The organism is Actinosynnema sp. NPDC037264 (assembly GCF_055603705.1).
Window position 1 is genome coordinate 25,080 of sequence record NZ_JBVJVK010000052.1, and the last position, 24,373, is coordinate 49,452.

General features: G+C 72.1%; 21 protein-coding genes and 1 pseudogene. 7 read left to right on the forward strand and 15 right to left on the reverse strand.

Annotation, left to right across the window (positions count from 1 at the left end; translation table 11 throughout):
* Nucleotides 1-21 precede the first annotated feature (21 nt).
* A complete protein-coding gene (locus ACZ7GX_RS35830) occupies nucleotides 22-1,344 on the forward strand; it encodes an FAD-dependent monooxygenase (protein WP_498783469.1) in 1,323 nt (440 codons plus the stop codon).
* Here the strand turns inward: ACZ7GX_RS35830 and ACZ7GX_RS35835 are convergent.
* The gene (locus ACZ7GX_RS35835; RefSeq protein ID WP_498783471.1) at nucleotides 1,325-2,662 is read right to left on the reverse strand and encodes a cytochrome P450; all 1,338 of its coding nucleotides are present in this window, start codon (nucleotides 2,660-2,662) and stop codon (nucleotides 1,325-1,327) included. The genes ACZ7GX_RS35830 and ACZ7GX_RS35835 overlap by 20 nt on opposite strands.
* The gene (locus ACZ7GX_RS35840; RefSeq protein ID WP_498783473.1) at nucleotides 2,659-3,450 is read right to left on the reverse strand and encodes an SDR family NAD(P)-dependent oxidoreductase; all 792 of its coding nucleotides are present in this window, start codon (nucleotides 3,448-3,450) and stop codon (nucleotides 2,659-2,661) included. Before ACZ7GX_RS35840 ends, ACZ7GX_RS35835 begins: the two co-directional genes overlap by 4 nt.
* Nucleotides 3,451-3,528: 78 nt before the next feature.
* Here ACZ7GX_RS35840 and ACZ7GX_RS35845 point away from each other — a divergent pair, with 78 nt between their 5' ends.
* Nucleotides 3,529-4,095, forward strand: coding sequence for a TetR/AcrR family transcriptional regulator (locus ACZ7GX_RS35845; RefSeq protein ID WP_498783475.1), 567 nt, complete (start codon nucleotides 3,529-3,531; stop codon nucleotides 4,093-4,095).
* On the opposite strand, the gene ACZ7GX_RS35850 is transcribed toward ACZ7GX_RS35845, so the two are convergent.
* Both ACZ7GX_RS35850 and ACZ7GX_RS35855 read right to left on the reverse strand, forming a co-directional pair.
* Entirely contained in the window at nucleotides 4,085-5,530 is a 1,446-nt protein-coding gene (locus tag ACZ7GX_RS35850; RefSeq protein WP_498783477.1) for an aldehyde dehydrogenase family protein, read from the reverse strand. The two genes, ACZ7GX_RS35845 and ACZ7GX_RS35850, sit on opposite strands and share 11 nt — an antisense overlap.
* A gap of 304 nt (nucleotides 5,531-5,834) precedes the next feature.
* Entirely contained in the window at nucleotides 5,835-6,611 is a 777-nt protein-coding gene (locus ACZ7GX_RS35855; protein WP_498783479.1) for an aminoglycoside phosphotransferase family protein, read from the reverse strand.
* 2 nt (nucleotides 6,612-6,613) lie between these two features.
* Between ACZ7GX_RS35855 and guaA the strand changes: the two genes are divergently transcribed.
* Nucleotides 6,614-8,221 carry a glutamine-hydrolyzing GMP synthase gene (gene guaA / locus ACZ7GX_RS35860; protein WP_498783481.1) on the forward strand — a complete coding sequence of 536 codons (1,608 nt, stop codon included), beginning with the start codon at nucleotides 6,614-6,616 and terminating at the stop codon, nucleotides 8,219-8,221.
* A 90-nt stretch (nucleotides 8,222-8,311) separates the two neighbouring features.
* On the opposite strand, the gene ACZ7GX_RS35865 is transcribed toward guaA, so the two are convergent.
* Together ACZ7GX_RS35865 and ACZ7GX_RS35870 are read right to left on the reverse strand one after the other, a co-directional pair.
* Nucleotides 8,312-8,515 (reverse strand): hypothetical protein, encoded by a 204-nt coding sequence (locus tag ACZ7GX_RS35865; RefSeq protein ID WP_498783483.1) that lies wholly within the window; start codon nucleotides 8,513-8,515, stop codon nucleotides 8,312-8,314.
* Nucleotides 8,508-9,785: a PspC domain-containing protein gene (locus ACZ7GX_RS35870; protein WP_498783485.1), complete on the reverse strand. Its 1,278-nt coding sequence runs from the start codon at nucleotides 9,783-9,785 to the stop codon at nucleotides 8,508-8,510. Before ACZ7GX_RS35870 ends, ACZ7GX_RS35865 begins: the two co-directional genes overlap by 8 nt.
* A 110-nt stretch (nucleotides 9,786-9,895) precedes the next feature.
* Between ACZ7GX_RS35870 and ACZ7GX_RS35875 the strand changes: the two genes are divergently transcribed.
* Both ACZ7GX_RS35875 and ACZ7GX_RS35880 read left to right on the forward strand, forming a co-directional pair.
* A complete protein-coding gene (locus ACZ7GX_RS35875; protein ID WP_498783487.1) occupies nucleotides 9,896-11,134 on the forward strand; it encodes an ATP-binding protein in 1,239 nt (412 codons plus the stop codon).
* Nucleotides 11,131-11,781 carry a response regulator gene (locus tag ACZ7GX_RS35880; protein ID WP_053721568.1) on the forward strand — a complete coding sequence of 217 codons (651 nt, stop codon included), beginning with the start codon at nucleotides 11,131-11,133 and terminating at the stop codon, nucleotides 11,779-11,781. Before ACZ7GX_RS35875 ends, ACZ7GX_RS35880 begins: the two co-directional genes overlap by 4 nt.
* 34 nt (nucleotides 11,782-11,815) lie before the next feature.
* Here the strand turns inward: ACZ7GX_RS35880 and ACZ7GX_RS35885 are convergent, their stop codons facing one another.
* The 3 genes from ACZ7GX_RS35885 to ACZ7GX_RS35895 all read right to left on the reverse strand — a co-directional run bounded on the left by ACZ7GX_RS35885 (nucleotide 11,816) and on the right by ACZ7GX_RS35895 (nucleotide 14,855).
* Nucleotides 11,816-13,255: a serine/threonine-protein kinase gene (locus ACZ7GX_RS35885; RefSeq protein WP_498783489.1), complete on the reverse strand. Its 1,440-nt coding sequence runs from the start codon at nucleotides 13,253-13,255 to the stop codon at nucleotides 11,816-11,818.
* A 37-nt stretch (nucleotides 13,256-13,292) separates the two neighbouring features.
* Entirely contained in the window at nucleotides 13,293-13,703 is a 411-nt protein-coding gene (locus tag ACZ7GX_RS35890; protein WP_498783491.1) for an SsgA family sporulation/cell division regulator, read from the reverse strand.
* 195 nt (nucleotides 13,704-13,898) lie between these two features.
* On the reverse strand, nucleotides 13,899-14,855 hold the full coding sequence (locus tag ACZ7GX_RS35895; RefSeq protein WP_498783492.1) for a DMT family transporter: 957 nt from the start codon (nucleotides 14,853-14,855) through the stop codon (nucleotides 13,899-13,901).
* A 76-nt stretch (nucleotides 14,856-14,931) separates the two neighbouring features.
* On the opposite strand from ACZ7GX_RS35895, the gene ACZ7GX_RS35900 reads away from it, so the two are divergent.
* Nucleotides 14,932-15,825 carry a LysR family transcriptional regulator gene (locus ACZ7GX_RS35900; protein WP_498783493.1) on the forward strand — a complete coding sequence of 298 codons (894 nt, stop codon included), beginning with the start codon at nucleotides 14,932-14,934 and terminating at the stop codon, nucleotides 15,823-15,825.
* A gap of 402 nt (nucleotides 15,826-16,227) precedes the next feature.
* Here the strand turns inward: ACZ7GX_RS35900 and ACZ7GX_RS35905 are convergent, their stop codons facing one another.
* The 6 genes from ACZ7GX_RS35905 to ACZ7GX_RS35930 form a co-directional block, all read right to left on the reverse strand.
* Entirely contained in the window at nucleotides 16,228-17,838 is a 1,611-nt protein-coding gene (locus ACZ7GX_RS35905) for a serine/threonine-protein kinase (RefSeq protein ID WP_498783495.1), read from the reverse strand.
* Between the two features lie 108 nt (nucleotides 17,839-17,946).
* The gene (locus ACZ7GX_RS35910; protein WP_498783497.1) at nucleotides 17,947-19,296 is read right to left on the reverse strand and encodes a serine/threonine-protein kinase; all 1,350 of its coding nucleotides are present in this window, start codon (nucleotides 19,294-19,296) and stop codon (nucleotides 17,947-17,949) included.
* Nucleotides 19,297-19,705: 409 nt separating this feature from the next.
* Nucleotides 19,706-20,680, reverse strand: a complete 975-nt coding sequence (locus ACZ7GX_RS35915) for a hypothetical protein (protein WP_498783499.1) — start codon at nucleotides 20,678-20,680, stop codon at nucleotides 19,706-19,708.
* 158 nt (nucleotides 20,681-20,838) lie between these two features.
* Nucleotides 20,839-21,624, reverse strand: coding sequence for a hypothetical protein (locus ACZ7GX_RS35920; protein ID WP_498783501.1), 786 nt, complete (start codon nucleotides 21,622-21,624; stop codon nucleotides 20,839-20,841).
* Between the two features lie 160 nt (nucleotides 21,625-21,784).
* Nucleotides 21,785-22,696 (reverse strand): hypothetical protein, encoded by a 912-nt coding sequence (locus ACZ7GX_RS35925; RefSeq protein ID WP_498783502.1) that lies wholly within the window; start codon nucleotides 22,694-22,696, stop codon nucleotides 21,785-21,787.
* A 204-nt stretch (nucleotides 22,697-22,900) separates the two neighbouring features.
* On the reverse strand, nucleotides 22,901-23,215 hold the full coding sequence (locus tag ACZ7GX_RS35930) for a hypothetical protein (RefSeq protein ID WP_230572381.1): 315 nt from the start codon (nucleotides 23,213-23,215) through the stop codon (nucleotides 22,901-22,903).
* Nucleotides 23,216-23,279: 64 nt separating this feature from the next.
* Here ACZ7GX_RS35930 and ACZ7GX_RS35935 point away from each other — a divergent pair.
* Nucleotides 23,280-24,373: pseudogene (locus ACZ7GX_RS35935) on the forward strand (arginase family protein); the annotation flags it as partial.

The window sequence follows — 24,373 nt, forward strand, 5'->3', positions numbered from 1 at the left end:
CGCGGACCCGCGGTGACACCCGTGGCATCTGCCGCCGGTGCTGCGGTGCCGCCGGTGCTGCCCGTGCTGGTGGTCGGCGCGGGTCCGGTGGGGTTGACCGCCGCGCTGCTGCTGGCCCGAGCCGGCGTGCCGACGACCGTCCTGGAGGCCTCCGCGCGCCGCGAGGCCATCGGCAGCCGCTCCATCTGCGTGCACCGGGACGTGCTGAACATCCTCGAACGCGTCGGCGTGGGCCAGGCCGTCGTGGACGCCGGCGTCACCTGGTACCGCGGCCGGACCTACTTCCGCGACCGCGAGGTGCTCACCGTCGAACTGCCGCGCGACGCAGGCTTCCCGCCGTTCGTCAACACCCCGCAAACCACCGTCGAGCACATCCTGCACGCGAAAGCCCTGGCAGAACCCCTCATCGACCTCCAGTACGGGCAGCGAGCCGTGCACGTCCGGCAGACCGGCACGGTCACCGTCCACACCGGCGACCGCACCTTCGAGGGCACGCACTGCGTGGCCGCCGACGGCGCCCACTCCACCGTCCGCGACCTGCTCGGCATCCCGTTCGAGGGCCACTCGTTCGACGACCGGTTCGTCATCGCCGACATCCGGGTCGACCTGGGCCACCCCGAGCCGGAGCGCCGCTTCTACTTCGACCCGCCATGGCACCCCGGCCGCCAGGTGCTCGTCCACCCCCAACCCGACGGCGTCCACCGCATCGACTGGCAGGTCCCCGAGGGCTTCGAGCTCACGCCCGACCACGTCCGGGCGATCACCGGCGACCGCCCGTACGAGGTCCTCTGGCAGTCCACCTACCGCTTCCACCAGCGCCGGGCCGCCCGCCTCCGCGTCGGCCGGATCCTCCTCGCGGGCGACGCCGCGCACGTGATGAGCCCGTTCGGCGCGCGCGGCCTCAACTCCGGGATCTGCGACGCCGACAACGCCGCCTGGAAGATCGCCCTCGACCGCGCCGGCGAGGCGGGCCCGCACCTGCTGGAGTCCTACCACCGGGAACGTGCCGCGGCCGCCGACGAGAACCTCCGCGTCACCGGCGCGACCATGCGCTTCCTCGTGCCGCGCACCCCGGCCGAACGCGCCCACCGCCGCCACGTCCTGGAGCACGCCCTCACCGACCAGATCGACTCCGGCAAGCTCTTCGAGCCCTTCGCCTACCGCGACTCGCCCCTCACCACCAACGGCGACGGCGCGCTCCGCCCGGACAGCCACCGCTACGGCCCCGGCTTCACCGTCGAGGGCGACGCCCTGATCCGCCCCGACGGCCACACCGCCGCCACCGGGACCGACCTCGACCGGGCGCTGCGCCGGGCCAAGGGCTTCACCTCCGCCGAGGCGTGACGGTGAACCCGTCCGGCTTCAACGTCAGCATCTCCGCCACCCGCAGCTCGTAGTCGGCGGACGTGACCAGCTCGTACCGCCGCAACACCGTGGCCAGCGCCAACGTCGCCTCGTGCACCGCGAACTGCCGCCCGATGCACGCCCGTTCGCCCGTCCCGAACGGCTTGTAGGCGTGCGCGGGCCGCGCCTTCACCTCCGCCGGCGCGAACCGGTCCGGGTCGAACGCCTCCGGCGACGCCCACACCGACGGGTCGCGGTGCACCAGCGGCAGCAGCACGAGCGCCCACTGGCCCGCCCGCATCGGGTACCGCCCGCCGAGCACGGTGTCCGCACGGGCCTCCCGCGCGAACCCCGGCGCCGTCGGCCACAGCCGCAACGCCTCGTCCAACACCCGCCGCACGTACCGCAGCTTCGTGACCTGCTCGAACTCCGGCACCTCCGCCGAGCCCCACACCGCGTCGATCTCCGCGCGGGCCTTCTCCACCACCTCGGGGTGCCGCGACAGGTAGTACAGCGCGAACGACAGCGCGCCGGACGTCGTCTCGTGCCCGGCGATCAGGAACGTGATCACCTGGTTGCGGATGTTCACCTCGTCCAGCTCGCCGGACGACAGCATCAGCCCGAGCAGGTCGGACCCGCCCGACCCGCGCCGCGACCGCACCACCTCGTCCACGACCCGCGCCAGGTAGGCCAGATCGCGCTGGTAGCGCTCCTCCGCCTCGCGCCCGAACACCCGGCGCAGCAACGGCACCACGAAGTTCTTGCGCTGCGCGTACCGCAACGACCCGATCATCGCCCGCACGAACGGGTGGGTCTCGGACCGCGAGAACGACTCGAACGAGTACCCGAATCCGACCCGCCCGATCGTCTCCAACGTCAGCTTCGTCATGTCGCCGGAGACGTCGACGGCACCACCCCGGTCCCACTTCGCGACCAGCTGCGCGGTCACGTCCACCATCGTCGGGTGGTAGGCGCGCATGGCGCTCTGCGTGAACGCGGGCAGCAGCACCTCGTGCGCCGCCTTCCAGTTCGGCTCCTCGTTGTAGGCGGTGAACAGCCCGTCCCCGCCGACGTCCCGCAACGCCTCCACGCCCAGCGCCAGGTGCTTGGCGAACCGCGTCTCGTCGGCCAGGTCCGCCGCCAGCGCCGCCCCGCCCACGAACACGATCTCCTGGTCCAGGAACCGCCGCGTGAAGATGGGGCCGAGCTCGCGCCCCATCCGCATGGTGTCCTGCACGGGCGTCCGCCGGTTCGTGCCGAGCACGTCACCCAGGAACGGCACCCGCCACTTCGGGTGGGGGATCACCGCCGCCGTCATCGCTTCCCCCGGTTCGCCGTGCCGACCCGCCGCATGACCTCGTCGTTCGAGATCCGCCTCTGCAACCCCGCCGAGAACGCCGGGAACGCGCCGCCGAGCAGGCTCGCCGCCCGCAGCTCCACCGGCGCCACGTTCACCTCCGCGCGATCCTCCTCGACCGCCCGCACCACCGCGTCCGCGACCTGTCGCGGCGACACCGTCCGCATCCCCGCCGGGGGCTTCGCGCCCGTGTCGGCGAACATCCCGGCGTCCCGCACGAACCCGGGCTGCACGATCGACACGCCGACCCCGCTGCCGCGCAGGTCCTCCCGCAGCCCCAGCGCGAAACCGCGCAGCCCGAACTTCGTCGCGTTGTACAGGGACGCGTACGCCGACGCCACCTTGCCCGCCAACGACCCGATGAGCACCAAGTGCCCACGCCCGGCCGCCACCATCGACGGCGCCAACCCGTGCGCCAGCGCGATCGGTGCCTCCAGGTTCACCGCCAACGCCCGCTTCACCTGCTCGGACGTGAAGTCGACCAACGCACCACCGGCGGGCAGCGCCGCGTTGGCGACGAGCACGTCCACCGCCCCCGCCTCGGCCAGCAACCGCTCGACCGCCCCCTCCTCGGTCAGGTCGGCCGCCACCGCGCGTCCCCCGACCTCGTCGGCGAGCCGCTCCAGCTCGGCCACCTTCCGCCCGGTCAAGACCACCTTCGCGCCACGACCGGCCAGCGCACGGGCGATCGAGTGCCCGATCCCACCCGTCGCGCCGGTCAACAACACGGTCGATCCCGAGACCCGCATGCGCCCTCCCGATACTGTTCGTTCGAACGAACAGTATCGCGGATCCGCCGATCCGTCCCATGGCGGACAATGAACGACATGACGAGACCGGCCGAGACGAGGCAGCGGATCATCGCGGCCGTGCTGCGGATCATCGGTGACGACGGCGTCGCCGGCGTGACCAACCGGCGCATCGCGCACGAGGCGGGCGTCTCGCTCGGCTCCGTCACCTACCACTTCGCCACCCAGCAGGACCTGCTGCGGGAGAGCCTGCGGCACTTCGTCACCGAGGAGACCAGGCGCTTCGGCGAACTGGCCACCCGCAACGACACCCAGTGCGCCGACCTCGACCAGGTCGTCGACATCGTCGGCCAGGTCGCCGAGGCCACGGGCACCGACAGCGAGCGCATCGCCCCGTACGAGCTCTACCTGCACGCCGGCCGCGACCCGGAGCTCCGGGCCGCGGCCGCCGAGTGCTTCGCCGCCTACGACAAGCTCGCCGAGACCGTCCTGGCGTCCATCGGCGTGAAGGACGCCGACCAGGTCGCCAGTGCCGTCGTCGGCATGGTGATGGGCCTCAAGCTCCGCGCCCTCGCCACCGGCTCCGGTACGGACGACCTGGTCAACGGCCTGCTGATGCTCGCCAAGGGCGCGCTCAGAGAGTGATGCCGGTGAGCACCATCGTGCGTTCCTCGGTGAAGTCCACCATCGCCGACCGGACGCCTTCCCGTCCGGTGCCCGACCCCTTCACCCCGCCGTACGGCATCTGGTCGGCCCGGTAGGACGGCACGTCGCCGATGATCACCCCACCGACCTCCAACTCCGCCGCCGCCTCGAACGCCACCGTCACGTCCTTGGTGAACACCCCGGCCTGGAGCCCGTACTCCGTCGCGTTGGCCTGCTCGAACGCCTCCTCCACCGAGTCCACCACCGCCACGGCCAGCACGGGCCCGAACACCTCCTGGTGCCACAACTTCGCGTCCACGGGCACGTCCTGCACCACCGCGGGCTCGACCGACGTGCCCGACCGCCCACCGCCGACGTGCAGCACCGCGCCACCCGCCACGGCCTCCTCGACCCACTCCGCGACCCGCCGGGCGTTGTCCTCGTCGATGAGCGGCCCGACCTCCACCTCGGGGTCGTGCGGATCCCCGGTCTTCAACCCCCGAACCGCCTCCACCAACTTCGGCACGAACTCGCCGGCCACGTCCCGGTGCACCAGAACCCGCTGCACCGCGATGCACGACTGCCCCGCCTGGTAGTTCCCGAACGTCGCGATCCGCCCGGCCGCGAATTCCAGGTCATCCCAATCCGCGCACACGATGGCCGCCGAGTTCGACCCCAGCTCCATCACCACGTGCTTGCGCGGCGCCGAATCCGCCAACGACCACCCGACCTCCGTCGACCCGGTGAACGAAATGACGGGCAACCGCTCGTCCGTCACCAAGGCCTTCATGTCCGAACCACGCACCGGCAGCACGGAGAAAGCGCCCTCCGGCAAGCCGGTCTCCGCCAACAACTCACCCAACAACAACGCCGACAACGGCGTCGCCGAAGCCGGCTTCACGATCACCGGCGCCCCCACCGCCAACGCCGGCGCCACCTTGTGCGCCACAAGGTTCAACGGGAAGTTGAACGGCGCCACCGCCAACACGGGCCCACGCGGCACCCGTCGAACAACCGCCAACCGCCCTTCACCAGTGGCATCCGTGTCCAACCGCTGCAAGTCACCGGTGAAGCGCCTCGCCTCCTCCGCCGCGAACCGAAACGTGTTGACCGCCCGCTTCACCTCGACGTTCGCCCACTTCAACGGCTTGCCGTTCTCCGCCGTGATGGTCTCCGCGATCTCCTCCGCCCGCTCCTCCAAAGCCCGGGACACCTGCAACAGCGCAGCCGCCCGCACGTGCGCCGGCGTCCGCCTGAACTCCTTCGCCACCGCCGCCGCGGCGGCAACGGCCCGCTCCACCTGCTCCGGCCCCGGCACCGCGACCGAGGCCACCTCTGTTCCATCGAACGGGTGATGGACAGTGAGGGCGGAAACGCCCTGCTCGGCGTGTCCGGCAATCCAACAAGGCCGTGGCTGCGGCGTAAACGCGTCCATGCCGAACACCGTATGCCCGACTCGCGCAGTTGGACCTATTGATCTTCGAACTCCGCCCGGACGCCACCCCCGACGGCCCGGAAGCCTCCGGCGAGCCCGACGGACCCCGGTGGTACCGCCGCCCCCAACCGCTCAGCCCGACGGCGCGCCGAGACCACCCGACCCCACCCGCCCACAACGGACCCGGAACATCCGCACCTAGGCCCGATTTGACATGGCTTCGACCTGCCTGGGGTGCCCGTAAGGGCCCCATGTCAAATCGAGCCGGACTGAACCAGGCAGTAAACGACCCACCCCACCCCACCTACAAACCCGAAAAATTCTCCCGCACATACTCGATGTGCCCCAAGTAGTACTCCTCGTGCCCCTCTTCCCTCTGCCGCCAGAACTCGGGCCTCTCCCGAATCATCGCGACCATGTCCTCCAACCTCGCCAACACCCGCAACCCCATCCCCTCCACCGGCAACCCGTACGCCTCGCAGAACAACCCCGCCCGCCTCCGCTGCTCCTCCACCGTCCCGAACTCCGGCGAAAACGGCACCAGGCAATACGCCGTATACGCGACATCCCACCACCGGGGCCCGGGCCGAGCACCGTCGAAATCGAACACCCCGACCGGCATCCCATCCCGGAACACCATGTTGTACGGCGCCAGATCGTTGTGGCAGATCACCTCCACCGGCTGAACCGCCTCGAACTGCCACCCACCCAACACACCAACCAACCCAACCCCCGCCTCAACCCCATCCCCCGCCTCAACCCCATCCCCCGCCCCCGAGCCACCCCCACCCCCCACCGTCGCGTCGTGCAACCGCCGCACCATCCGCGCCACCGCCACCAGCACCTCGTCCGAACGCAACGACGCACTCAACGGCGGGTGGCCGACCTCACCCTCCAGGTACGACAACACCTCCCTCCCGCGCTCGTCCACCCCGTGCACCACCGGCGAAATGCCAAGCGGCGCAAGGTGTTCCAGCAACCGGTGCACGTTGGGCGTCCACGGACCGGTCGGCCTCCGCACCGTCGACCCGACCCGCACGACCTCGTTGAGCCCGCCTCCGGTGAGCACTTCTTCCTGCACGCATGACATCCTTCACCTGCGCGGATCCGCCAGACGAGAGGTTTTTCCCAGTGGCCGAGAGCAGCAACCGCCCTGTGCTGGTAGTCGACTTCGGCGCGCAGTACGCGCAGCTGATCGCCCGGCGAGTCCGGGAGGCGCAGGTCTACTCGGAAGTCGTCCCGCACACCACAACCGTGGCGGAACTGCTGGAACGCGACCCGGCCGCCATCGTGCTGTCCGGCGGCCCGTCCAGCGTGTACGAGCCCGGCGCGCCCCAGGTCGACCCGAAGCTGTTCGACGTCGGCGTCCCGGTCTTCGGCATCTGCTACGGCTTCCAGGCCATGGCGGGCGCGCTCGGCGGCACGGTCGAGCACACCGGCACCCGTGAGTACGGCCGCACGGAACTGGGCGTCCAGCAGGCCGGCGGCCTGCTCCACGAGGAGCTGCCCGCCAACCACCCGGTGTGGATGAGCCACGGCGACTGCGTCACCAAGGCGCCCGAGGGCTTCACGGTCACCGCGACCAGCGAAGGCGCGCCGGTGGCCGCGTTCGAGGACACCGAACGCCGCTTCGCGGGCGTCCAGTACCACCCGGAGGTCGGCCACTCGCCGCACGGCCAGGAGGTGCTGCGCCGGTTCCTGCACGAGATCGCCGGCATCCGACCGCAGTGGACGACGTCCTCGATCGTGGACGAGCAGGTGGCCCTGATCCGCGAGCAGGTCGGCGACGGCAAGGCGATCTGCGGCCTGTCCGGCGGCGTCGACTCCGCGGTGGCCGCCGCTCTCGTCCAGCGCGCCATCGGTGACCGCCTGACCTGCGTCTTCGTCGACCACGGCCTGCTGCGCGCGGGTGAGCGCGCCCAGGTCGAGCGCGACTACGTGGCCGCCACCGGCGTCAAGCTCGTCACCGTCGACGCCCGCGAGCGGTTCCTCGACGCGCTCAAGGGCGTCACCGACCCGGAGCAGAAGCGCAAGATCATCGGCCGCGAGTTCATCCGGGTCTTCGAGCAGGCCGAGCGCGACCTCAAGGCCGAGGGCGACTACCAGTTCCTCGTCCAGGGCACGCTCTACCCGGACGTGGTCGAGTCCGGCGGCGGCACGGGCGCGGCCAACATCAAGAGCCACCACAACGTCGGCGGTCTCCCCGAGGACCTCCAGTTCACCCTGGTCGAGCCGCTCCGCGCGCTCTTCAAGGACGAGGTCCGCCGCGTCGGCACCGAACTGGGGCTGCCGGAGACGATCGTGCAGCGCCAGCCGTTCCCGGGTCCCGGCCTGGGCATCCGCATCATCGGCGAGGTCAACCAGGAGCGCCTGGACATCCTGCGCAAGGCCGACGCGATCGCCCGCGAGGAGCTGACCAGCGCCGGCCTCGACCGCCAGATCTGGCAGTGCCCGGTCGTCCTCCTGGCCGACGTGCGCAGCGTGGGCGTGCAGGGCGACGGCCGCACGTACGGCCACCCGGTGGTCCTGCGCCCGGTGTCCAGCGAGGACGCCATGACCGCGGACTGGACGCGCCTGCCGTACGACGTGCTGGAGCGCATCTCGACCCGCATCACCAACGAGGTGAACGAGGTCAACCGCGTGGTCCTGGACGTGACGAGCAAGCCGCCGGGCACCATCGAGTGGGAGTAGCAGAGCCGCACGAAGAAAAGGCCCGTCCTCCCCAGGACGGGCCTTTTCTTTTCCCCCTACCCCTGCCCCCTCTACCGCCGCCGGCGCCCTCTACCTCCGCCGACGGGCCGACCCCGCCAGCAACCCCAACCCGATCACCATCGCCCCTCCGGCCAACGCCCACCTCAGGTCGAGGAACGCGGGCCACGACGCGCCGTCGGAGAGCATGTAGGCGGCTGCGACCAGGGCCGCGACCCCGAACACCAGCCCCACCACGTCGACCCCGCGCTTCTCGATCGAATCCTGGTCAGCCACGACTCACCTCCACCGTTCCGAGATCGCTGCGCACGTCGAGCACGATCTTCAACCCGCCCGGCCCGTCGGCCCCGTAGTCGGTGACCTCCTCGTGCCGCCCCTCACCGTCGGCCTCCCGGCCGAGGCAGTGCACCGAGCCGAGGTCCGTCCGGCAGTTCACCGTCACGTCCGCGTCGGCCGGCACCCTGACCTGCGCACTGCCCGCCTCGACCTCGACGGCGGTCGTCACGGACCCGCTGTTCGGCAACCCGGTCAGGTCGAGGGTCACCTCGCCGAGGCCGGCCGTGTACCGGTCCTTGACGTCCTCCACCTTCGTCGGGCGGTCCGTGGTGCTGCCCAGGTGCTTGCCGTCCAGGTCGAAGTCCACCGACGTCAACAGCACGCCCACCACCGACAGCGGCACGACGAGCCAGATCAGCCCGCGCCCACCGCCACCGCGCAGCGCGCCGAGCACCATCCCCGCGCCCATCACCGCGACCAGCAGGCCGATGACGTGCTGGGCGTGGAACCAGTCGGCGTACCCCGACGCCACCAGCGACCCCGCCAGCACCACCAGCGACGCCCCGAACGTCGCCAACCCCACCCGCGACCTGCGGCGGCGCACCGCCACCGGCGCGGGCGTCGCGCCTTCCGGCTCCTGCGCACCGGCCGGCTCGGGCAGGTCCCACGCGAACGGCGCAGCGCCGAGCGGGTCCCAAGCCGGTGGCGTCACGCGTTCGGTCGTGTGCTCGTCCGTCGACACCTTGCCCCCCACACCGTCACCATCACCGACTCCGACCCCGTGCCCGACCCCGACCCCGTGCCCGGCCCCTGCCCCGAAAGCCGCGGTCGGCTCCGGCCGGTTGAGCTGCCCCCGACCGCGGTGCAGCAGGTAGATCGCACCCATGGACAGCAGCACGCCGCCGACCATGGTGAACCCGCCGTCCACGAAGAACCCGGTCGCCGGGATCACCGCGATCCCGAGCAGCACCGTCAACGCCGTCGGGGTCGAGCTGCGCCCACGCCCGAGCAGCGCCTCCGCCGCCGACACCTCGTCATCGGCCTGCGCCAGCCACAACCAGCCGAGCAGGTAGATGAGCACCCCGGCGCCGTTGCACAACGCCATGGCCACGAACGCCACCCGGACGATCACCGGGTCGATCTGGTACCGCTGGGCGATACCGGCGGCGACACCGGCGATCTTGCGACCGTCGTGAGGCCGCCTGGGCCGCGTGGCCCAGAAGTCCTTCAGCGTCTCTTCGACGCTGGCTGCGCTGATGCTCCCGCTCACGACGACAAGCTTGCTCAACACGAGCCGTCCGCACATCGGGGGCCCACCCTGAACCGCGCATCGGGTGGAACCCTGATGACCGGCCCGGACCAGCGTGTGACCATCAACGGGTGAGTGTGGAGACGAAGGCCGTCGAGCCCGTGCGCCGCAGGCGGACCGGCCGGGTGGTCGCGGGTGTGGCGGGCGGTGTCGCCGACCACCTCGGCATCGAGGTGTTCTGGGTGCGGGCGGCGTTCGCCGCGCTGACCGCGCTCAACGGCGTCGGCGTGATCGCGTACGGCCTGCTGTGGCTGTTCGTGCCCCAACGCGCGGCCGGCGAGCCGGAAGGGCCCGCGAACCCGAGGGAACGCCAGCAGGCGCTCGGCCTGGTCGCCCTGGGCATCGCCGCGGCCGTGCTCGCCGGCCTGTTCTCCGGCCCGGTCAGCGGCTGGATCGCGGGGCCGCTCGCGGTGGCCCTGGTCGGCGCGGCCGTGGTCTGGCGCGAGGCGGACGAGGCGCAGCGCCGCCGCTGGCGGGCCGGCGCTAAGTCCGGGATCTTCGGCGGCACGGGCCGCAGCACGATCGTGCGCGTCCTCGCGGGCGTGGCGCTCGTCGCCATCGGCATCGGTGTGCTGCTGGTCAACAGCTACGGCATCGACCAGCTCCGCTTCGCGCTGCTCGCCGTGGTCGCGACCCTCGGCGGGGTGGCGGTGCTCACCGTGCCGCTGTGGATCAAGCTGATCAACGACCTCGGCGAGGAGCGCCGGGTCCGCATCCGCACCGAGGAGCGCGCCGAGATCGCCGCCCACCTGCACGACTCCGTGCTCCAGACCCTCGCCCTGATCCAGAAGCAGGCCGAGCAGCCGCGCGAGGTCAAGCGCCTGGCGCGCGGCCAGGAACGGCAGCTGCGGGAGTGGCTCTACGGGCGGATCGTGGAGGAGAACAGCCAGCCGACCACCATGTCCGCCGCGATCGCCAAGGCGGCGGGCGAGGTCGAGGACAGCTTCGCGCTGGCCGTGCAGCAGGTCGTGGTGGGCGACTGCGAGCTGGACCCGAACCTGTACGCCCTCGTCCAGGCCGCCCGCGAGGCGATGGTCAACGCGGCCAAGCACGCGGGCGTCGGCGAGATCAGCGTGTACGGCGAGGTCGAGCCGGAACGGGTGGCGGTGTTCGTCCGCGACCGGGGCAAGGGCTTCGACCCGAAGACCGTTCCGGAGGACCGGCATGGCCTCGCGGACTCGATCGGGGGGAGGATGGACCGGCACGGCGGCGAAGTCCGGATCCGCACCCGGCTGGGTGAGGGCACGGAGGTGCAGCTGATGATGCCGAGGAAGACCGCAGACAAGCGAGAGACGGGGGCCAGGACATGACCGTTCGGGTGTTCCTGGTGGACGACCACGCGTTGTTCCGCGCCGGGGTGCGGGCCGAGCTGGACTCGATCACCGACGAGATCGAGGTCGTCGGCGAGGCCGGTTCGGTCGGCGAGGCGGTGGCGGGCATCGGGCACCACCGCCCGGACGTGGTGCTGCTCGACGTGCACATGCCCGACGGCGGTGGCGCGGAGGTGCTGCGCCAGGTCCGCACGGCGTTGCCGGAGGTGGTGTTCCTGGCGCTGTCGGTGTCCGACGCGGCCGAGGACGTCATCGCGGTCATCCGCGCCGGTGCGCGCGGGTACGTGACGAAGACCATCTCCAGCCAGGAGCTGGTGCGCGCGGTCGTGCGGGTCTCGGAGGGCGACGCGGTGTTCAGCCCGCGGCTGGCCGGGTTCGTGCTGGACGCGTTCGCCGACCGTCCCGGCGCGGCTCCGATCAGCGACCCGGAGCTGGACCTGCTGACCCCGCGCGAGCGGGACGTGCTGCGGCTGCTGGCGCGTGGTTACGCGTACAAGGAGATCGCGTCCGAGCTGTTCATCTCGGTGAAGACGGTCGAGACGCACGTGTCGAGCGTCCTGCGCAAGACGCAGCTGTCGAACCGGTACGAGCTGTCGCGCTGGGCCTCGGACCGCAGGCTGGTCTGACGGGCGCTCCCCGCCCTCCGGCTGCCTCCCAGGGCTACTCCAGCTGCTGGGAGGAGAAGATCTGCAACCTGCCGCCGTCGGGCCACACGCCGAGCTCGTAGCGCCCGTAGGACGCGGTGCCCGCGTGGGTGAAGTTCACGTTCACCCGCACGGCGTACCTGGCGGGGCTGATCTCGACGACCTCGATGCCCTGGGCCTGCACGTCGTCGTACTGGCCCCAGAACGCCTGGTACTCCTCGAACGGTCGCTGGAACGGCACGGCCAGGTTCGCGTAGGCCGCCGCCGTGTCCTCGGGCAGCGCCTCGTAGTGCCTGCGCACGAGTTCGGCCGCGTCGCTCGCCGTGAGGCCCAGGGACGTCGTCGTCGGTGCGGCGTCCCCGAACGTCCAGACCTCCAGCGCGGCCGCCGTGACCGCGCCCGCACCGAGGAGCAGCACGACCGCCGCCACCACCGGCGCCAGCCACCTCTTCCGCTGCTTGCCGTCGGGCGACCCGGCTTCACGCACCCCGGACCCGACCTCCGGCTCACCCTGCCGATCGGTCGTGACCTGCGACGATCCACCGCCGACCGGTCCACCGCCGACCAGCTCGGGTTCGACCGGCCCGGATTCGACCTGCTCAGGCTCGGCCGGCTCCGGCTCGGCCCGCAGGGGAGCGGCCAGCAACTCGGCCGCCTCCACCGCCGTGGGCCGCCCGGCCGGATCGGCGGCGAGCAACCTCGTCAGCACACCCGTCAACGGCCCGGAACGCGTCGGCGGCTCGATCAGCCCCGCCGCGGCCCGGTACAGCAGCCCGAAGCTGTTGTCGCTCACCCCGTGCGGCGACTGCCCCTCCGTCGCCGCGTACAGCGTCGCGCCCAGCGAGAACACGTCCGACGCCTGGTCCGGCTGCTCGCCCCGCGCCACCTCGGGCGCCAGGTACGCCGGGGTGCCGGTGATCATGCCGCTGTCGGTCAGCGTGCCGTCGCCCGCGGCTCGTGAGATGCCGAAATCGGTGAGCTTGACCGTGCCGTCGTGCCCGATGAGCACGTTCGACGGCTTGACGTCCCGGTGCACGATGCCCGCCGCGTGCGCCGCAGCCAGCGCGGTGGCCACCCGACCACCGATCCTGGCCGCCTCGTCCGGGCTCAACCTGCCCCGCTCGGCCAGCAGCCCGGCCAGGCTGCGCGAGGGCAGGTACTCCATGACCAGCCACGGCCGGTCGTCCTCCACCACCACGTCGAACACGGAGATCGCGTCGGGGTGCTGCAGCCGGGCCGCGTTGCGCGCCTCGCGCATCGCCCTCGCCCTGGCCACCTCGAGCTCGTCGGCCGTCAGGTCCGGCCACCGCAGCTGCTTGACCGCCACCTCGCGGTCCAGCAGCTCGTCCCGCGCCCGCCAGACGACGCCCATGGCCCCGCTGCCGACCCGCTCGACCAGCGCGTACCGACCGCCGACCGTCCCCGTCCCTGTTCCTGTCCCCCCGGACTCCGCCACGCCAGCAGGTTAAGCGATGGCGCGGCCCGCGTTGGTGTCAGTTGGTCGAGACCAGCTTGGCCAGTTCGCGGTCGAAGTCGATCCACAGGTCCTCTTCGCCGGGCTGGACCACGTCGTAGGTCATGTCCAGGAACTCGGCGATGTCCTCGGCGTCGGCCGACAGGATGGCGAAGCCGGTCGGCGCGTTGAGCTCCACCAGGACCCGCTCCGGGTCGTCGGCGGCCGGCCGGACCAGGATGTCGCCCTCGCCGGAGGAGGTCAGCAGGCCGTCCGCGAGCAGGTCCCGGGCGAAGATCCACTCGACCTTGCCCTGGCCGGTGTGGAACAGCACGGCTACCGCGTACGGGTCCTCGGGTTCGTAGTGGAGCTCGGCCTCCACCGGCGCCGGGGCCACGCCCGGGACGAGGAGGTGGAACGTCGTCGTGATGGTGATGCTGTCGTTGCTCATGTCCTGTGGGTTCCCTTCCGAAGTCGTCCCTCTCATGTGAGGAGACGTCCGAGAGGGCGAATCAGGACGCGTATCGCCTGAACACCACGCGATCGGGGGAGACCTGCGTCTCAAGTCCACCCGTTTGCCCAGGACGGGTGTCTCAGTTGGCCGCCAGTCCCGCCATACCGGCGGGTAACAGTGCGTTATCGCAGGTCACTTGAGCGTAGCGACCTTGGTCTCCGAAGCCTCCGGGCCGTCCTCGGCCGCCTCCTCCGGCACCGGCACGATCGCCGTCGCGGGCTGCTTGCGGGTCAGCGCGACGCCGACGAGGACCACCACCATGCCCAGCACGACGCGGAGGTTGAGCGCCTCGCCGAGGAACATCGCGCCCAGCAGCACCGACACCACGGGCAGCAGGTAGCCGACCATCGTGGCGTTGGTCGCGCCCTCGTCCTCGATCACGCGGTAGTTCAGCACGAACGCGACGCCCGTCCCGAACACGCCCAGGATCGCCACGGCGACCAGCGGCTGCCACGACAGCTGCACCGGCTGCAACCCGGCCACCGGCACCACCACCGCCGTCAGGCCCGCCGCGGCCACCAGCTGGGTCGAGGAGATCTGCATCGGCGTCAGGCCGCGCCCGGACACCTTGTGACCGATGTAGGCGTAGCTGACCGCGTACGACGCCGCGGCGGCCAGGCACGCCAGGGCGCCCCAGCTCGCCAGCCCGGCCTTCTGCCACGGCGCGAAGATGACCAGCACGCCCGCGAAGCCGAGCACGAGACCCGCGAACCGGGCCGGGTTGCGCTGCCGTTCCGTGCCCAGGACCAAGCCGATGCCCAGCGCGAACAGCGGCGTGGTGGCGTTGAGCACACCGGCCACGCCCGAGTCCACCGTCTGCTCGCCCAACGCGAACAGCGCGAACGGCACCGCGCTGCCGAAGAGCGCGGCGAAGCCGAGGTGCAGCCAGGACGCCCGGTCCCGCGGCAGCCGCTGCTTGCTCCAGTAGACGAGCGCGACCAGCACCAACGCGCCGAGCGCGGTGCGGGTGAGCGTGATCTGGACCGGCGAGAGGCCGGTGAGCGCGATCTTGATCCACAGGAAGCTGGAACCCCAGAGCAGGGCCAGGACACCCATCCTGATCAGCGTGCCAGGCTTGTTCACGGCCACACTGTGCGCGATGCCGAAGTATCAGCACAAGTGAATAGTTCTGCACGATCCTTAAGCACAGCTGTACGGTTGCGTCATGTTGGACGTGCGACGCATGCAGGTGCTCCGGGCCGTGGTGACCACCGGCTCGATCACCGCCGCGGCGGTGAACCTCGGGTACACGCCCTCGGCCGTCAGCCAGCAGGTCTCGGCCCTGGAGAAGCAGGCGGGCCTGCCGCTGCTGGACCGGGTCGGGCGGGGCGTGCGGCCGACGTTGGCGGGCCGGCTGCTCACCGAGCACGCCGCGCACATCACCGACCGGCTGGTCGAGGCGGAGGCGGCGCTCGCGGACCTGCGGGCGGGACGCACCGGGCGGTTGCGGGTGCGCTACTTCGCCACGGCGGGCGCGGCGCTCGTGCCGCCCGCCGTCGCCCTGTTCCGGGCCAAGCACGCGGACGTGCAGCTCGACCTCAAGCTGACCGAGCCGGACGACCCGATGGTCGAGGTGGAGGCCGGTCGCGCCGACGTGGCCATCGTCGTGCACCACCGCGACAGCGAGCCGCCGCGGGGCGTGCAGGTCGTGCACCTGCTCGACGACCCGTACGTGGCCGTGCTGCGGCGTGGCCACGAGCTGACCCGCAAGCGCGTGCTCGACCTCGCCGACCTGGCGGAGGAGCAGTGGGTGGACGCCGTGACGCCGCCCGGGCCGTGCCGGGACATCGTGCTCGACGCCTGCGCGGGCGCCGGGTTCGCGCCCAACATCGTGGTGGAGGCCGACGACTACCCGACCGCGCAGGGGTTCGTCGCGGCCGGGCTCGGGGTGACGATCGTGCCGAAGCTCAGCCTCGGTGTCGTGCACCCCGGCGTGGTGGTCCGCAAGCTGCGCCACCCGGAACCGACCAGGAGCATCTGCGCCGCGATCCGCGAGGACGGCGCCGGCTCGCCCGCCGTGACCAGCCTGCTCGACGCGCTGGCGGCCTCGTCACGCTGACCCGCGCTGACCCCTGCCGACCTGTGCCGACCCGCGTTGACCTGCGCCGACCTGCGCCGACCCGCGTTGACCCGCGTTGACCCGCGCCGACCCGCGTTGACCCGCGGAGACCCGCGGTGACCTGCGGGGGCTTGTGCAGCCTTGCGGGTACTTGCGCCGACCTGCAGGGATCTGTGGGGCTTGCGCCAGCTTGTGCAGCCTTGCAGAGACTTGCGTCGACCTGCGGGGACTGGCGCTGACTTGCAGGAGCCTGCGGGAGTTTGCGCCTGCCTGTGCAGGCTTGCAGAAACCTGTGCTGGCCTGCGCTGGCAGGCGCCGGCCTGCGGGGACCTCTGCGGACCTGCAGACCTGCGGACCTGCCGACCTGCCGACCTACGGCTGACCCACCGACCTGCGGTTGATCTACGGCTGGCCGAGCTTCTGCTCACCGTCGATGTAGATGCCCTGGTTCTCCCACTTCAGGATGATCAGCTTGCGCTCGGTCATGACCGAGTTGTCCTTCATGTGGTAGGCGATGTCGACCTCGTAGGCGAACGACGAGTTCTCCCGCACGTTCTTGAGCTCGATCGACTTCACCTGGCTCCACACGCCCTGGTAGCCGGTCGCCCCGCCGGCCGTGGCCTGCATCTTGGCGGTCAACCGGCTGTAACCCTCGTCCACGTTCTCCGGCAGCAGGGCGAAGTAGTCGCGCAGCGCCTGCTCCTGCTGCTGCGGCGTCGGGAGGACGGTGATCTTGGCGGTCGGGGTGGACGGCTTCTTCGACGGCGTGACCGACGCCTCGCCGCCCGCTTCCAGCGCCGCGGTCGTCGTGGTCGAGCCGGCCTGGTTGCCGCCCGGGTCGTTGTTGTCCGCCAGCATGCTCGCCAGCAGGATGCCCACGACCGCCGCGCCCGCGATGGCCAGCGCGGTGAGCACCGTGGACCGCTTGCTCTTCATCGGACCACCGGCCGGTCTCGACGCACCGGTCGGTCGGGCGGGCGGCGGGTTGTGGCTCACCTGCCGCTGCGGCGCGGGCGGCGGGGTCGGCGCGGGCGCCACCCTGGTCGCGGAGTGCGGCGGGTTGTTCGGCGCGGCGGGCGGGTTGTGCCGGCCGGCCGGGGCCAGCGCGTGGGTCTGCGGCGCCTGGACGGGCGCGCCCTGCCACGACGGCGGGTGGCTCTGCGGCAGCGCGACCGGGAACTCCGGCGCGGCCCGACCGGCCGCCACCGCGGCCAGCGCCTCGCGGGCCTCGGCCATGCTCGGCCGGTCCTCCGGCTCGGCGCGCAGCAGGCGCATCAGCAGCGCGGTCAACGGGCCCGCCTGCTTCGGCGGCACCACCTTGCCCGACGCGACCTGGTGCAGCAGGGCGATGGTGTTCTCGTTCAGGCCGAACGGCGGCGCGCCCTCGATGGCCGCGTACAGCGTCGAGCCCAGCGAGAACACGTCCGAGGGCGGGCCGGGGTCGTAACCCTTGGCCACCTCGGGCGCGAGGTAGGCGGGCGTGCCCGCGAGCATCCCGGTCGCGGTGACCGTGACGTCGCCGGTGGCCCGGGAGATGCCGAAGTCGGTGATCTTCACCGTGCCGTCGTTGCCGAGCAGGATGTTGCCCGGCTTGATGTCGCGGTGCACGATCCCCGCGTTGTGCGCGGCGGCGAGCGCCGAGGCGACCTGCGAGCCGATCGACGCCACGTCGCGGGGCGGCAGCGTGCCGCGCTCCGACAGCGCCGTGGACAGGCTCTTGGACGGCAGGTACTCCATCACCAGCCACGGCTGGCCGTCGTCCTCCGCCACGTCGTACACCGCGATCGCGTGCGGGTGCTGCAGGCGTGCCGCGATCCGGCCCTCGCGCATGGCGCGGCGCTTCGCCTCGTCCGTGTCGGACTCGGCCAAGCCGGGCTGGAGCAGCAGCTGCTTGACCGCGACGGTGCGGTGCAGCCGCTCGTCGTGCGCTTCCCAGACGATGCCCATCGCACCGCTGCCGATCCGCCGGCCAAGTCGGTAGCGGCCGGCAACCAGGCGGCCATCGTCGCTCACGGCGTGCTCCCAGTAGCTGCTAGGGCTTCATTCAGTGGCGAACGACAGGACGCCACCAGGACAAGAACGTTGCGTCACCCGATCGGGTTCGGCACCACCTTACGAGGTTCACGGGTTCGCTTGCGTGGTGGTCGTCGTCGGAGTGGTGGTGGTCGTGGTCGGTTTCACCGAACTCACCGGCGGTGCGGTCGTCGTCGTGGTGGTCGTGGTGGGCGGCGTGGTGGTCGTCGTCGTGGTCGTGGTGGTCGTCGTGGTGGTCGGCTGGACCGTGACCGTCTGCGTCTCCACGGTGGTCGTGGGGGCCTGCGTGGTGGTCGTGGTGGTCGGCGTGGCCGAGGACGAGCTCGTCTCACCCGCCGGCGGCGTGATCGGGTCCTTCCCGCCGAACCAGTCCAGCGCCACCGCCAGGAAGCCGAGCAGCAGCACGATGCCCAGCACCACCGCGGCGATCACCAGCGGCCGGTTGCCGTTCTTGCGCGGCGGCGGCGGCGCGGCGACCGGCGTGGCGCCACCCGTGGACCTCTGCCCGGGCCGCACCACGCGGGTCCGGTCGGCGTCGATGAGGGCCGTGGCGCCCGCGGGCACCGGCGCGAAGCCCGGCGAGCTGGCCGGCAGCAGGCCGGTCAGGCTGGGGTTGCGGCCGTGCGCGACGGCGCTGAGCATGTCGCGGGCCTGCGCCATGGTCGGCCGCTCGGCGGGGTCGTAGTTGAGCAGCCGCAGCAGCACGTCGGTCAACGGGTGGTCGACCGTGGGCTGGTTGATCCGCCCCGCCGCGACGGCGTGCAGCACGCCCAGCGTGTTCTCCGACAGCCCGAACGGCGGCTCGCCCTCGACCGCCGCGTACAGCGTCGAGCCGAGCGAGAACACGTCCGAGGCGGGCGTCGGGTCCTGGCCGCGCGCGATCTCCGGCGCCAGGTAGGCGGGCGTGCCCGCGATCAGGCCGGTCTTGGTGACCGTGACGTCGTCGCTGGCCCGGGAGATGCCGAAGTCGGTGATCTTGACCAGGCCGTTGTCGGCGAGCAGCACGTTGCCGGGCTTGACGTCGCGGTGCACGATCCCGGCGGCGTGCGCGGCGGCCAGCGCGGACGCGGCCTGCATGCCGATCTGCGCCACCTCGATCGGCTCCAGCGGCCCGTGCTCGGCCATCGTGTCGGCCAGGCTGTAGGACGGCAGGTACTCCATGACCAGGCACGGAGCGCCGTTCTCCTCCACCACGTCGTAGACGGCGATGGCGTTGGGGTGGTGCAGCTTGGCGGCGATGCGGCCCTCGCGCATGGCGCGCTGGATCGCCTCGTCCTGCTCGCGCTCGTCGAGGCTCGGCGCCAGCAGCAGCTGCTTGATCGCCACGATGCGGCCGAGGCGCTCGTCCTGGGCACGCCACACGACGCCCATCGCCCCGCTGCCGATCCGGTCCAGGAACCGGTAGCGCTCGGCGATGACGCGACCGTCGTTGCTCACCGGACCACCTCGCTGGGGCGCTGCGTGACCGCGGCAAGGGCAGCAGGTCTCACGCTCGGGCTCCTCGTCGTGCGGATCGGTGCGCGGAACAGGCTAGGCCACCGCTCGCCCGCAGAGCCTACCCCGGCCGTGACTACGCCTTTCGAGCCGTTGCGCAGGTCACGTGAGCCGAGAGGTGACCGGGAAGGGATACCTGATACCGGGCCGTAAGGACACCCGTTCGCACGAAGATCACCAGTTTTGCGGCCGATCGGGCTAATCGCCTGACATCTCACCCGTTCGGGTGCACGAGTCACGCGCCGAGGTGACCCCGGACGCCCGCCCGCCGTCGCCGGTCGCCGGACCGCACAGCGCGAACCCGCCACTCGGCGTGCCCGAGCGGCGGGAGCGCGGAACGTCGGTGAGGCGGTCAGCTGGCCGGAGCGAAGAAGTCGAACCCGCCGAGCGGGTTCAGGATCCCGCCCAGGTCGAGACCGAGGTCGAGGCCGGAGCCGTCGTCGGACGGCGGGGTGCTCGGGTTCGACGAGGACGGCGGCGGCGTGGAGGACGACGGCGGCTGCGCGCTGTCGCTCGGCGGCGCGGGCGCCGTGGTGCTCGGCGGCGGGGGAGTCGTCGTCTGCTGGCTGCTGGAGCTCGGCGGCTGCGTGGTCGTGCTCGACGGCGCCTGCTGCGTCTGCTGCTGCGTCGTGGTCGTCGTCTGCTGGGTGGCGGGCCGCGGCGCGCGCTGGGTCGTCGTCTCCGGCGCCTGCTCGGGCGTCGTCGTGGTGGTCTCGGCCTGCGTCTGCTGCTGCGTCTGCTGCTGCGCCTGCTGGGCGGCCGCGGCGCCGAGGTCCTTGGTGAGCGTGTTGGTGGCGCGGGCGGCCGGGCGGGCGTCGAAGCGCACCTCCGCCAGCGGTCGCTCGTCCGGGGACGACATCAGGTTGGTCGCGGTGAACGCGACGGTGCCGGCGAGCACCACGCCGCCACTGGCCATCGCGACGAGCTTCGGCACGGAGAACCCGCCGCCGCCGCGCTCCTCCTCGCCGGCGCGGCCTTCGCGGCGCAGCAGCTCGGTGATGTGCAGCTCGCGGCCCGAGAGGTTCGAGAGCCCCGACCCGCCGGCCGCCGCCGAGAGGGCGGCCACGGAGAAGCGCACGGTCTCTTCGTCGTCGTCGGTGCTCCGCCCGGCGGCCCGGGTCGAGGCGCCGCCACCGGCAGCCCGGTTGGCGGCCCGGTCGTCGGCGGTCCGGTTGACGGCTCTGCCGGCCGGCGTCCGGTTGACGGCTCCGCTGTCGGTGATCCGCGGGATCGGCTGCGTCTCCGCCTCGCGCCTGGCGAGCAGGTCGGCGACCGACAGCTTGGCCGTCGAGCCATCCTGCCGACGGCGTTTGTCGTCGTTCGACACCGCTGGACACCTTTCCCGGGGAGTGCGTTGCGCTACTGACCGGGACCATGGATACCGAATCGTGACCGTCTACGTAACCCCTTTGAGTGAAGTTTCCTACGGACTCATGGGTTTATTGAACGCTGAGTGAACAGTTGGCGCGTGATCGCTACGCTCGGTCAACCTCGTTGGGCTGATAGGACCTCGGTCGCGACGATGCGGGGAACGCTCGTGTCGGTCAACCGGAATAGCTGCTCGACCCGCAACCACCGGCCCGTGCGCTCCTGCATCGACACCACCGCGAGCACCGCGCCGTCGGGCCGCCGCGAGGTCGACTCGATCGTGATCGCCTGCACGTGGCCCCAGGACTCGACGAAATCGCGCGCGCTGCCGCCGAGCAGCTCGGGCGACAGCAGCCGGGCCGCCTGGGAGGGCTTGGCGGGCAGCAGCTCGAAGAACTTCCGCACGATGTCGACCTCCGGTTCCGGGCCGACGTCGACCTGCGGAGGCGGGACCATCCGCGGTGGCTCCAGCGGCGTGTCGTCGGCCGACGGCACGGCCAGGCGCGCCTGCGCGGGCAGCCGGTCGGGCCGGCCCGGACCCAGCTGCGCCGACAGGAAGTCGGGTCGCAGCGCGGACGAGCCGCTGATCGCCGCGGGCGGCTCGACCAGGGGCCCGTCGGGGCCGGCGGGGCGGTTGCCCGCGAGCACGGCGGTGGCGGCGATCGAGCCGAGCAGGACGATCGCCCCGGTGGTCACGCCGGCGAGCTTCGCCGCACGGGTGGGACGTCTTGCCGAGGGGGCCGTGTCGTTCTCCTCACGCAACAGGTCGGTGATCAGGCCATGGGTGGCGGCCTGCTCGCGGGTCCGGATCCGCACCGGTGCGGGCTGCTTCCTGATCAGCTCCGCCACCGTGACCGAACCCGCGCGGTTGTGCCGGCGACCGCTCGTCGTAGGGCGCTGCACTGGCGACTCCCTCGGTCGTGTAGTCGCCAAGACTCGTACCGTGGGGCAGCGGCGGGAATCCAGCTCAGCGTGGGAGTTCACTCGTTCGTGGCGACCAGTGGTCGACGTCCGTACCTCTAACGGAGGAAGGATTACGGAGCGACGCCCACCCCCGGTGGTCTCAGGCGCCGCCCGCGGGCCGTTCTCCGTCTATCAGCGGCGTGCTGCCGGTGGTGAACACCAGTTCCCGCTTCTCCGTCGTCCTCGACCCGTCCTCGTGGACCACGTCCAACGTGCTCACGGTGATCCCCCGCGTCGGGTCGACGCTGATCTCCCGCACCTCGATCCGGGCCACGTCCGCGAACTCCCGCTCCAGGTCGAGCACCTCGCCGGTCACCCGGAACCCGTCCGAGACCAGCGTCAGCGCGCCGTCGGAGTTCGCCGCCACCTCTTCGTAGAACAGCTCGGTGCTCACCGCCATCGCTTCGGCGTCCAAGACCGGCCCGGACTCGGCGGGAACGGTGGTGACCTGCGCGGACGTCCCCGATCCCTGGTCGTCGGTCGACGCGCTGCCCGCCGCGGCGCGGTCGCCGCCGGCGGCGACCAGGCTGTCCGCCACGGCCTCGGCGGGGATGCCTCGCGCCGTGGAGGGGGTGGGCGGGGGCGGTGCGGTGGGGAAGCCGGTCAGCAGCGGCACGTCGGTCGGGTAGCCGGGCAGCCCGATGCGCTCGGCCGGGCCGTTGGTGCCGACCAGGTTGGACGCCGCGACGGCCAGCCCGACCAGGACGCCGGCCGACGACAGCACGGTGAACCAGGCGGCGCGCTTCCACGTCCGCGGCGGCGTCACGGACGCGGGCACCAGGCCGATGTTGAACTTGCGCAGCCCCATGGCGTCGGTGTCGACGAACGGGTCCGGCGGGGGCGGTGCGGGCGGGGGTGGCGCCGGAGGTGGTGCCGTCGGCGGTGGCGCGGGCGCCGGTCGCGCCGCGCGATCGAGCGGTGTGTGGTCCAGCTCCCCGCCCATGGGCAGCCAGATCGCCGCCCCGTCCTCCAGCCGATGCCGACCCGACCGTTCCGGTTCCCCGATGTCCATGCTGTGCAGACCCCTCCCGCCCCCCCGACCCGTCGGCCCTCGCGGTTCACCTGGTGGCTCGAGCTCACCTGAGGCTTCAGGTGGCGCGGGGAATGGGGGTGGGACGCCGAGGACCCCGCCGCTAGCTCAGCGTAGGTGCAGGGTGCACGGAGAGCTGCGCTGATCAGCCTTGTGGGGCCCAGCGACACACGTAAGAGTGAATCTTCAGCTCCCGCTGTTCAGCTTCTTCCTGGTGCTCTGGAGCGCGTTGGTGGCGGCCAGGCCGGCGCCGCCCGCGATCAGCGCGCCGATGATGTCGCCCGAGGTGGAGGCACCCGACGTGATCAGCAGGCCGACGAGCGCGATGATCGTCGTCACCCCGGCGACGGTCCACCGGCTGCGCACGTACTGGGCGATGGGCGCGCCGGCGGCGCGCTTGGACTTGGCGGCGGAACCGAGCATCGCGAGGTAACCGTCGTGCGCCAGCGCGGCGAGCACACCGATGATCGCGATGAGGCCCGTGATGAGACCGATGACCATGACAACAGTGTGCCCGTGGTCAAACCCGCTGGACCATCCGTGATCGCCCTGATATCTCCCAGGGGTGGAGGTCTTCTGGCACGACGCCTGCCTCGAGCACGACACCGGCACGGGGCTGTGGGAGCTGCCCGGCCGGTGGGAGTGGCTCGACGCGGCCGAACCGCACCCGGAGAACGCGGCCCGGCTGCGCACGTTCCGGCACGCGCTGGAGCACGGGCCGGTCGCACCGCACCTGTCCTGGTCGACCGGCCGGTTCGCCGACGACGAGGAGCTGGCCCGCGTCCACGCGCCGTCCTACCTGGCCGACCTCCGGGCCGCGTGCGAGCGGCCCACCGCCATCGAGGTGAACACCGTCGTCGGCCCCGGCTCGTGGGACGCGATCCGCGCGGCGGCCGGCACCGCGCTGGCGGCGTACGAGGCGGTCGCGGCCGGTCGGACGCGCCTGGCGTACGCCCTGGTCCGCCCGCCCGGCCACCACGCCCAGCCGAGTCTGGCGGACGGCTACTGCCTGGTGAACAACGCCGCGCTGGTCGCCGAGACGGCCCGCCGCGCGGGGCGCCGGGTCGCCGTCCTCGACTGGGACGTGCACCACGGCAACGGCACGCAGGAGGTGTTCCGCGACACCGACGACGTGCTCACGGTGTCGGTGCACATGCGGCACGGCCCGTGGGGCGCCAACCACGCCCAGACCGGCGCGCCGGCCGAGTCGGGGGCCTCGAACATCAACGTCGAGCTGTCCCTCGGCGCGGGCGACGGCGCGTACCGGCGGGCGCTGGCGGAGGTCGCGTTCCCGGCGCTGGCCGAGTTCGGCGCGGACTTCCTCGTCTGCGCGTCCGGCTTCGACGGTTCCGCGTTCGACCCGAACGGCAGGCACAACCTCACCGCCGCCGGCTACCGGGACATCGGCCGGGCGGTGTCGGGGCTGGGCCTGCCGACCGTGCTCACGCAGGAGGGCGGCTACCTGCGCGGCTACTCCGCGCTGTGCCTGCACGCGCTGGTGGAGGGCCTGCTCGACCTCGACCTGCTGCTGGACGACCCGCTCGCCTACGTGCCGGACGACACCCAGCTCGTGGACGTGGGGGGGGGGGGGGGGGGGGGGGGGAGGGGGGGGGGGGGGGGGGGGGGCGCGGGGGGGGGGGGGGGGGGGGATGGAAAGCA

Excerpts from the sequence above, each read along its gene's own strand:
- ACZ7GX_RS35835 (WP_498783471.1), bottom strand. The coding sequence starts at position 2,662 with ATGACGGCGGCGGTGATCCCCCACCCGAAGTGGCGGGTGCCGTTCCTG.
- ACZ7GX_RS35925 (WP_498783502.1), bottom strand. The coding sequence starts at position 22,696 with ATGGACATCGGGGAACCGGAACGGTCGGGTCGGCATCGGCTGGAGGAC.
- ACZ7GX_RS35840 (WP_498783473.1), bottom strand. The coding sequence starts at position 3,450 with ATGCGGGTCTCGGGATCGACCGTGTTGTTGACCGGCGCGACGGGTGGG.
- ACZ7GX_RS35880 (WP_053721568.1), top strand. The coding sequence starts at position 11,131 with ATGACCGTTCGGGTGTTCCTGGTGGACGACCACGCGTTGTTCCGCGCC.
- ACZ7GX_RS35900 (WP_498783493.1), top strand. The coding sequence starts at position 14,932 with ATGTTGGACGTGCGACGCATGCAGGTGCTCCGGGCCGTGGTGACCACC.
- ACZ7GX_RS35845 (WP_498783475.1), top strand. The coding sequence starts at position 3,529 with ATGACGAGACCGGCCGAGACGAGGCAGCGGATCATCGCGGCCGTGCTG.
- ACZ7GX_RS35850 (WP_498783477.1), bottom strand. The coding sequence starts at position 5,530 with ATGGACGCGTTTACGCCGCAGCCACGGCCTTGTTGGATTGCCGGACAC.
- ACZ7GX_RS35890 (WP_498783491.1), bottom strand. The coding sequence starts at position 13,703 with ATGAGCAACGACAGCATCACCATCACGACGACGTTCCACCTCCTCGTC.
- guaA (WP_498783481.1), top strand. The coding sequence starts at position 6,614 with ATGACATCCTTCACCTGCGCGGATCCGCCAGACGAGAGGTTTTTCCCA.
- ACZ7GX_RS35930 (WP_230572381.1), bottom strand. The coding sequence starts at position 23,215 with ATGGTCATCGGTCTCATCACGGGCCTCATCGCGATCATCGGTGTGCTC.